Here is an 8,028-nt window from a genome sequence, read left to right on the forward strand (position 1 = left end):
ACCCCAAGTATGGTCGCAACATCTCTTCCATTAGAGATGCCTTTAGGAACCCTGCTATTTAGTTCAAAAGAGATCTCAGCCCCCTCTTTAAAACCAAAATAATTTTTAAAGCCATATGAATAGATCATAACTCACCCAATTGAAAATAATCGCAAAATGAATCCATATTAGTCACCAAACACAGATAAGAACAGGGAAAAGACATGAAAAAATACCATTTCATGACATATTCGTCAAAAAAATCGTTTAACAAATCATTAAAACCAACCCACTGCAGCGACCACAAACACCAAAAAGTAAAATGGAACACCACAAAATCGGCGCTACACCGCACCCGCCTGCGGTTTTCGGATCATAAAAATTTTTCAGTTTTCTTTTTCTACAAACCAACCCGCCAGCCCGCGCCGTAACTGGGCTTGTGCGCTTCAGTGCCAACTGAAATCATTGAAACAAATTTCAGCTTTTTTCAGTTTTGCCGTTTTTTGTCGGTTTTGAAATCCGCAAAAAATCACGCTATCTCTTTGAATTTAAAGACTCGGTATTATTTTATGTGGCGAGGTGAAAAAAATCAGGTAGGGAAATGAACGTGCCACCGTTCCGGCAATCCCTTGCCGGACGGGGCTTACAGCCGAGTAGTGATGTTGGCATAACTGAAAAAATGAGAACTGCCAATACGGCTTTACGAGTGTTATTTTCCCCCAACTTTACGCCGCACCACACCCAGAGAGTTTTCCGGTTCGTCCACAGCTCCGGCCTTTTTGTCGTCCTCCTGCGCCTGGTTCAGCATGTCGATCATGTCTTTGCGCTTCTCCGGGGCGATACCGTCTACCACACTCTTAATCATATGCCCGTGGGTTTTAGCACTGGGACTGAGGGTATGTGAGAACGTCATATTCATCACGAACGTATGCCCGCATTCCACATCCGCACAGGCACAGTAAATATCTGAGATATGCGGGTGCTTACGGTGGGTTTTCTTCACCGTGGCCACAGCGCCACATTCAGGGCAGTAAACACGCATTATCCTCATGTCGCTCACTCCTTCCATTCTGTTAACCCCGCCCGCCAGGAATAAAGCCCTAACGGACGGCCATTTTTATGGTGTTTCTCTTCTCTGCGCGTGGATACAGCGGTTACAGTGGTTACACGATTGATATAAAAGGTTTTTTACTGTAACCACGCCGTTTTCACTACTGGTGACAGCGGTTACAGGTCATGTTTTGTAACCACTGTCACCACAGGCTATTTTTTCATGGTGACAACACTAGCCCTTGCCCCGCCTGCTTGTCACCGCTGTAACCGCTGTATCCTCAGAAAAATAAGATACGTGCGAGAGTCTTAACCCAATACGCTGCTATTAAACTGGTACACCCATTTGACGCCTATTTCTGGCAGGCGAATGCTTTTCTGTGTGCGGCTGCTACCTTCTGCCACATCCAGATAGCCCGCTCTGACACAAAGCTGTGCCACCTTCTTGGCGTCGAACCCCTTACAGATTTCTTTCCAGCCCGATGACAGCACATAAAACGTGGTAGCGGCATCCTCGGTGTTGTTGCCTTTGACCACCTGCCGGAACCCCACCAGATTGGCCGGACGACTGTACTCGTTGTGCCAGTCGGCAAAGCGGCTGAACTGGTTACGGGTGATGAAGTCTTTCACCTGCTCCAGCGCGGCGGCTTCCTCCTGATTGGCGACATGGCCACGGTCTACCATCCACGCATCCAGACAGACTTTTGCCGCCCGTAGCGCTTCCCCCGCAGGCCAACCGGTTATCCCCGCTTCGGTGGCCAGCTCGCCCGCCATCGCTACCAGTGCAAAGCGCGTGACCGCCCGCCCCACCTGGTTGCCTGCCTCCGCAGGGGTTAACTCGCGGGTGTAGGTTTTCAGCAGCGCTTTGGCTTTGGCCGTCATACCGGATAAATCCGTTGTAAGGTGGCGCAGCCATTCGCGGAACGCCGCGCCGTGGTATTCCGTCACCGCCTGTTCTAAATGCTCGGCCAATGTCTTGCCACCGGAAAAGCCGTGCAGTTCTTCAAACACGCCGTACTTGCCCGAATCGCTGGGGATTTGCACCATGCGTACTTCCACACCGGCATAAGTACGTTCTCCGGCGTTGGCGGCGTGTTCAACCAGTGACAGTTCGCCGGTGGAGAGAAACAGCAGACACCAACGATTCGTTTCCCTTACGCTGCCGTCCGTTCTGGCTCTGGCTTTACCCTGGCCGTTAGCCAGCATGTAGGCGATATTTCCGGCCTCCCGTCCGTCTACCTCACGGATTTCATCAAGCATCAGCGTGGCATCATTGCGCCGACTGGCCGTCCCTTCCAGCGCATTGCCGGTTGACCGCCAGGTGTGCCAGAAGTCCGAACCGCCGCACACCGACGCCGCCACCTTCATGGTGGTAGTCTTGCCGTCCGTCGATTCCCCTTTCAGGTGATAGCCGCTGCCCCCGACGCCAACCAGCTTGAGTAGCGGCGCGGCAAAAGCCAGGCTGACGGAAAACGCCACGCGGGCATTACCGACGCAATAGCGTGACACCTGATCGCGCCAGTCGGCCAACGTGCCCGCCGTGCGAAAATCCCGCCCCTGCACGCTAGACGTTTGCAGAATGACCGACTCCGCCCCCTCACCTATCACCTCATCCTGAAGCACGTACACCGAACCGTGCCAGCCGGTTTTACTGACGCACGTTACCTTGCGGTCTGGCTTGCACAAGGAAAGGTATTCCATCAGATGCGCCCGCGCCTGCCCGTTGGTGTTGATGTACGACAGGCCATTAACCAACAGAACGCGGCGCAACTCTTCCCCGCTGCCGCCTAACAACTCCATCGGCATCGCCCATTTGCGGCTGATTCCGTTGGTGTCTTCCCATTCCAGCAAACGGCCATAGTTGCTGCCGTCCATGTCGCAGGTGATAGCCGTCACCCGCACTGGGCTGCACAGCTTGATATTGCGGATTTCCGTATCGCCGTCCGACTTGTTCACCAGTTTGTCAAACCACAGGTATTCTTTGGTCAGCCGGAAACCCTGCGGCAAGTGGGTTTTGCCCTTGCCAAACAAAATCATTTCTTCGCGCAACGCCTCTTTGGTGCGCTCCTGGCCATGCTCCTGCCTGAAATCATCCCAATCGGCTTTATGCCGCGTCGGCGGCAGCGTCACCCAGCCATCTACCGCTTTGGCGGCTTTCTCCGCCCACTGTTTCCCCGTGTTCTCCTTGCCGTCGTCAAAGTCGTTATCGCCAGCAATCACCAGCCGCACGTCCGGCCAGCGCTGCCGGAACGCCTGCGCCACGTTCAGTAAATTACTGGCGGCGACAGCGGCCACCGTGACACCCTCGGTCACTGCCGCCACCGTCAGCGCGGTAGCGTAACCCTCGGTGATAGTCACCTGCTCTGGTGCCTCACTCGGCAGCGGTTGCAGGGCAATAAAGCTGCCCGCCAGGGTGGAATGGGCCAGCAGCCGTTTATCTCCCAATGGGCTGATTAGCTGCGCGCCCGTTATCTGGCCGTCAACGTCAGTCAGCGGCAGCAACAGCGAACCGGCAGGAAACGCCACGCCACCGCTCTGTTTCTCCTGGCGAGTCAGGGGCAAGCCCTGCCCCGCTAAGCCTTTATTGGTCAGATAGGCGCTTTCGCCGGTTTCACAAGTCGCCCGCAGTGTGCGATAGCTGGCGCTGAACTGGCGGCGCTTTTCGGCTTCATCGGCTTCTTTCCTGGCGGGCGGTGTTGTTGGGTGTTGCACTTGTGGTAAGCCCAGCACGGACGCCACCGCATCGGCAGCGGTTTTGTTGTCATCCCCGCTGACCAGTTGCACCAAATCCAGCCCGTCACCGTTGCCACACTGCGAACAAAACCACGTCCCACGCCCATCCTTATCATCAAAGCGGAAACGGTCTGTACCGCCGCATTTCGGGCAGGCACCGTGCCTGCCATTGGCCGGAACCGTAATCCCTAATGCCGGTAATATCTGCACCCAGCGGTTGTTTGCCGCCTTCACAGTCTCGGAGAGTTTGGGTCTACTCATTGCGCCGTTCCTCCCGTTATCAGCGTTTCCACCACGGCACCGGGCGGCAGTTCTCCATCCGTCGCACCACTGGCTATCTCGGCATACATGGCCAACAGGCAGCAGTAGCCATACGCTGACAGGCGTACCGCCTCACGCATAAAGCCCGGTTCGAGCATTTCATACAGCGCCTGCGCCGCCATCGCTTGCCCCATTGCACAGCCGAACTGGTCGATATAGGGCGCTTCAATGTGGGAAATGATGTTAATCGCCACCTTGTCGGCGGTCAGCGGAATACGGCTACCGTTCAGCACATACACCGCCTGGCCGTGCTGGGTTGTCATTGCTTCCAGAAAAGCGTTGGCGATGTAATGGCGCAAAAGCGCCATTTTGAAAGCCGGTGAGGTCGGCAGGTTAATTGCGCTCATGGTTCACCCCTCCGGCAAAGAATTCACTGGTTTCTACCGCGCTGTTAAGCTGGTCACGAACACATTCAAAAATAGCGGCCAGGCCGTCTGAATTAAGCGGCTTACCAGGGTGAACGGCATGGTGGCGTAACAACTCGGCCATGCACTCGGTGGCCTGTAAAGCGCGATTTATACGCTCTTCGCCATTCTGTGTGTAGCCGCAAGGAAACTGAGTATTAGTCATGATCGCCCTCCGCTATCGGCTGGTGAAAGGTGCGGTGCAAGCAGTCCAGCCGCTCCGACAGAACAAAGGTCAGCACCTCTTTCGCCTGGGGCTGATCCAGTTCAACCAGCGCATACGCCAGCGCCCGGCATTGGTCGATGATTTCTTCGAGTTCCAGCGGCGTGTTATCAAACATGACGCGCCCCTCCAACTGGCAGACGGCCAGCAAAAGCGAGTACATAGTCACGCGCCAGCAGACGGCGGGCACTGCGTTCAGTGGGGGCAATAACGGTTTCACGGTGCGGAACGGCGTGAACATCAGCACGGCGCACGGCCAGGAATATAAAGACAAATTCGGGGTGAGTTTGGGTAGGGGTAGATGACATGGTGTCAACCTCCAGTGAGTAGTTAAAACACTACCACCAGAGTTTCCACGCTCTTGATTGGTGGTAGCCCAGACGGGGGTGGAAATACCGGCCTCACTGGACACCGGCCAGCCCGAAAGCTGCCCCGCCTGAGCCACCATTGATTCGGTACGGATCGGTGCCGTAAAAAATGGGTGTACAAAGGCTACGATACAAAAAAAGACGCAATCGGCGTCTGGTATCGCCAGTAAGTTACACGGGTTTCCACGCCCGGTTGCCGATTTTGCGGCAACGCGCAGACTATACCCCGCGTTTTCTGGCGACAGCAAGCAATTTTTATCCGAATCCCCGTGATTGACCCGGTACGTTATCGCGTACATAGTGTTTCCTGCTCAGTGACGAGCCATGACGTTAGATGACAAGGGAGTGTTACCCGGTGCCTGCCGCACCGGGTATTTTTTTGCCTGCGTTTAGCCGCCTGATATCGCGGCATACCAGCCGGACGGCGACAGCGAAAACTGACAGGGGATCGGCTGGCTGAGTCGGCCACGTTTCCCCCGGCGTGAGAAATAGCCGCGATTTACGCTAAAGCGCAGGCGATCCGTTCCCACGCTGGCCGGACTGTCTGTGACTGCCAGCCCGCTAAGGTAAAATCGCCCGGCTTCGGGGAAATCTTCTTCAATCTCAATCGAGCAAAACAGCTTTTGCCCTTTCTCGTTGTAGCTGACCAGCTGTGCCGTGGGACGAATACGCACGAATAGCCGGGATTCGCCATCGATAACCTCATGTTTCGCGGCCAGCACTTCCCCCAGGTTATCGCCGGTGCGCTTGTGTTCTCCCCAAATCAGCGCGGTATAACGTGATGGGTTGTAGGTCGCGCCCATGTCTTTTAGCCAGGCCGGATCGATATAGCGCCCGTCAATGGTGATGCCTTCGGTAGCCACGCAAAACCAGCCGGTGGTTAACTGTGAATCGTTCATGCGCTCCCTCACGGTAACAGCGTAATCGCCTGCTCATCAGCAGCGGCATACAGATAACCATCTCCCAGCGCATAGCCCTCATTACGCCAGTAGCTGTGCTCATACACGGAACGGTCATCCACAAATTCCGCCCGGAAATAGCGGCTGTGTTTTTGCGTGTAGACGTGCAAGTTTTCCAACGTGGTGATCGCCAGCCGTTTACCCGGCATAAACGGCGGCACAAACGCAAAGCGCCCCGCAATGGAACTGGTGACCATCTGCGCAGCGGCGAGATCCGCTGGCCTGTCTGCCATATTGAACAACCGTAGCCGCTCCGTAGCGGCCAGCTCTGCACCGACCAACACCACCAGGCGCGGATCTTCGCGCAATCCCTCGGGTATCTTTTGGGTAATCAGGTAATTGGCCAATGCATCCAGATGTGGGAAGTCACCGCCGTTCCCCAGCGTGATTTCGTTAGTCAGTACCTGAGAGCCATCATTAAACTTCTTGGCAATGGCATGCCAGCCCAGATTGATATCTTCCCCTTTGGGGTATTTATCGGGGTTAGTTTCGGGGCTAAGAAACGTGCCATTTAGCCCGATACGCAAAATATCTAACGCCATTGCGCGTTCAAAGAACGCCGCCACCGTCCGGGTGAAGTGATCAATGCCGCCCACGTTGGCAATCAGTGACATTTGCGCATACGACAGCGACGCGCAGGAGTCCGTTTCAACCAGCACATACGGCGTACCATTGACAGCCAGCGGCTTGTTAAAACGCCCTTCCATCGCACGCCCGGTATGCAGGCTACTATCCCCAAGCGTGATCGCCTGGCCAGTTTCCTCCGCCATGTCCATCAGGGTGATGCCCTGCATCATCCAACCAGATTCCAGTAAGGCAATGCGTAATTTATTTTCTGCCTCATCGGATACAGAAAAACTCTTTTTGTTATTACTTAAATAATTCGCGCCGCGGGTAAAATTGCGATGAAATTCCCCCGCCAATGCCGGGGCATTAACGTGATGCATAAAATATCCTTTTATAGAAATGAGGTAATACAGTGAATTACAGTGCGTCTCGCATCATGCGATTTTTATATTGCTCGATCTCTACCGTCTCGATCATTAACTCTACATAATCATTCACTGGCATGAGTTGGCGAAATAACTCGCCTTCATGGCCGTAATACAAACGGCATAACTCAGCCTTTGCGATTCCATTATTATTTAACTCACATTTATCTATGGGATGACGACAGCGTTTTAATATCTCTTCTACCGCGTTCTGTAATTCGTCCATCTTTGACCAGGCATAAATATGAGACTGATTACTTAGACCATTAGAATAGGAATCCATCCTGTAGGCATACGCAGGCAACGAGGCAACCGGCAATTTCTCCATCACCTTGTTCATAAAGCCTTTGATATTTTTTTTCAGCATCGCTTCTACAACAGGGCGTAACAAACCTAATAACCCCTGCCGCGCCTGATAGATTAATTTGGCCTTTTCGTGATTGTCCTCCGCCCGTTGTCGCTGCACTTGCAATTGTCTCAATGACGCGGATCGCATAACCACCATCCCCGTATTTTGGTTCAAACGGAACCGGCTGATAAGCCGAAATGATGTTCAGGGCTTTATCATATTTACAGCGTTCTATTTTTTTCACTTATTAATCCTTAAAGTAAAAACCGATGTGTTTTTTTCAGGCTATTAATTGGATGCCGCGATATGGCTATCCCGCCATGAGTAATAATCTGAAGCTTTCCAACGCGACATACGGCCTATTTTTATTGGCTTAGGGAATTTCCCCTGCGCAATCAATTTGTAGATCCATTTATCACTCAACAAACAATCAGTGGTGATAAATTTCATATCAACCATTGAGTCGGGGTTAGGTCTGAACTGGTTTAGGTTGTAATGAACTTTACTTGACATATCACTCCATCGCTTTGTCTACCGGAATCAACTGGAGTGAATTAAAACATCGGAAATTACAGACAAAAAGATGGAGTAATAGGATTCGTGACAGTTCGCTATTACTCCACCTATTTGTTTCTCTTTTGTTAAATCGG

Annotated in this window: 11 protein-coding genes and 1 pseudogene; 1 reads left to right on the top strand and 11 read right to left on the bottom strand. The window is 53.1% G+C overall.

What is annotated here, in order from left to right; translation table 11 throughout:
• Window positions 1–203 precede the first annotated feature (203 nt).
• A complete protein-coding gene (locus EDI29_RS22835) occupies window positions 204–410 on the top strand; it encodes a hypothetical protein (RefSeq protein WP_167494547.1) in 207 nt (68 codons plus the stop codon).
• Between the two features lie 278 nt (window positions 411–688).
• On the opposite strand, the gene EDI29_RS22025 is transcribed toward EDI29_RS22835, so the two are convergent.
• From EDI29_RS22025 to EDI29_RS22075, 11 genes and pseudogenes are all read right to left on the bottom strand, one after another.
• On the bottom strand, window positions 689–1,030 hold the full coding sequence (locus EDI29_RS22025) for an Ogr/Delta-like zinc finger protein (protein WP_137742592.1): 342 nt from the start codon (window positions 1,028–1,030) through the stop codon (window positions 689–691).
• A 308-nt stretch (window positions 1,031–1,338) separates the two neighbouring features.
• Window positions 1,339–4,023 carry a DUF927 domain-containing protein gene (locus EDI29_RS22030; RefSeq protein ID WP_137742593.1) on the bottom strand — a complete coding sequence of 895 codons (2,685 nt, stop codon included), beginning with the start codon at window positions 4,021–4,023 and terminating at the stop codon, window positions 1,339–1,341.
• Window positions 4,020–4,430: a hypothetical protein gene (locus EDI29_RS22035; RefSeq protein WP_137742594.1), complete on the bottom strand. Its 411-nt coding sequence runs from the start codon at window positions 4,428–4,430 to the stop codon at window positions 4,020–4,022. Before EDI29_RS22035 ends, EDI29_RS22030 begins: the two co-directional genes overlap by 4 nt.
• A complete protein-coding gene (locus tag EDI29_RS22040) occupies window positions 4,417–4,653 on the bottom strand; it encodes a hypothetical protein (RefSeq protein ID WP_137742595.1) in 237 nt (78 codons plus the stop codon). The genes EDI29_RS22035 and EDI29_RS22040 overlap by 14 nt, the downstream gene beginning before the upstream one ends.
• Window positions 4,646–4,828 carry a hypothetical protein gene (locus EDI29_RS22045; RefSeq protein WP_119881748.1) on the bottom strand — a complete coding sequence of 61 codons (183 nt, stop codon included), beginning with the start codon at window positions 4,826–4,828 and terminating at the stop codon, window positions 4,646–4,648. Before EDI29_RS22045 ends, EDI29_RS22040 begins: the two co-directional genes overlap by 8 nt.
• A complete protein-coding gene (locus tag EDI29_RS22050) occupies window positions 4,821–5,018 on the bottom strand; it encodes a host cell division inhibitor Icd-like protein (RefSeq protein ID WP_137742597.1) in 198 nt (65 codons plus the stop codon). Before EDI29_RS22050 ends, EDI29_RS22045 begins: the two co-directional genes overlap by 8 nt.
• Window positions 5,019–5,098: 80 nt before the next feature.
• Window positions 5,099–5,377: pseudogene (locus EDI29_RS22055) on the bottom strand (ash family protein); the annotation flags it as partial.
• A gap of 90 nt (window positions 5,378–5,467) precedes the next feature.
• Window positions 5,468–5,977, bottom strand: a complete 510-nt coding sequence (locus EDI29_RS22060) for a GPO family capsid scaffolding protein (protein ID WP_039471238.1) — start codon at window positions 5,975–5,977, stop codon at window positions 5,468–5,470.
• Window positions 5,978–5,985: 8 nt separating this feature from the next.
• The gene (locus tag EDI29_RS22065; protein WP_137742596.1) at window positions 5,986–6,984 is read right to left on the bottom strand and encodes a P2 family phage major capsid protein; all 999 of its coding nucleotides are present in this window, start codon (window positions 6,982–6,984) and stop codon (window positions 5,986–5,988) included.
• A gap of 37 nt (window positions 6,985–7,021) precedes the next feature.
• Entirely contained in the window at window positions 7,022–7,525 is a 504-nt protein-coding gene (locus tag EDI29_RS22070; protein ID WP_241664983.1) for a hypothetical protein, read from the bottom strand.
• A gap of 141 nt (window positions 7,526–7,666) precedes the next feature.
• Window positions 7,667–7,891, bottom strand: a complete 225-nt coding sequence (locus EDI29_RS22075; RefSeq protein WP_103161951.1) for a helix-turn-helix transcriptional regulator — start codon at window positions 7,889–7,891, stop codon at window positions 7,667–7,669.
• Window positions 7,892–8,028: the final 137 nt, after the last annotated feature.

Source organism: Pectobacterium polonicum, from assembly GCF_005497185.1.
GTDB lineage: Bacteria > Pseudomonadota > Gammaproteobacteria > Enterobacterales > Enterobacteriaceae > Pectobacterium > Pectobacterium polonicum.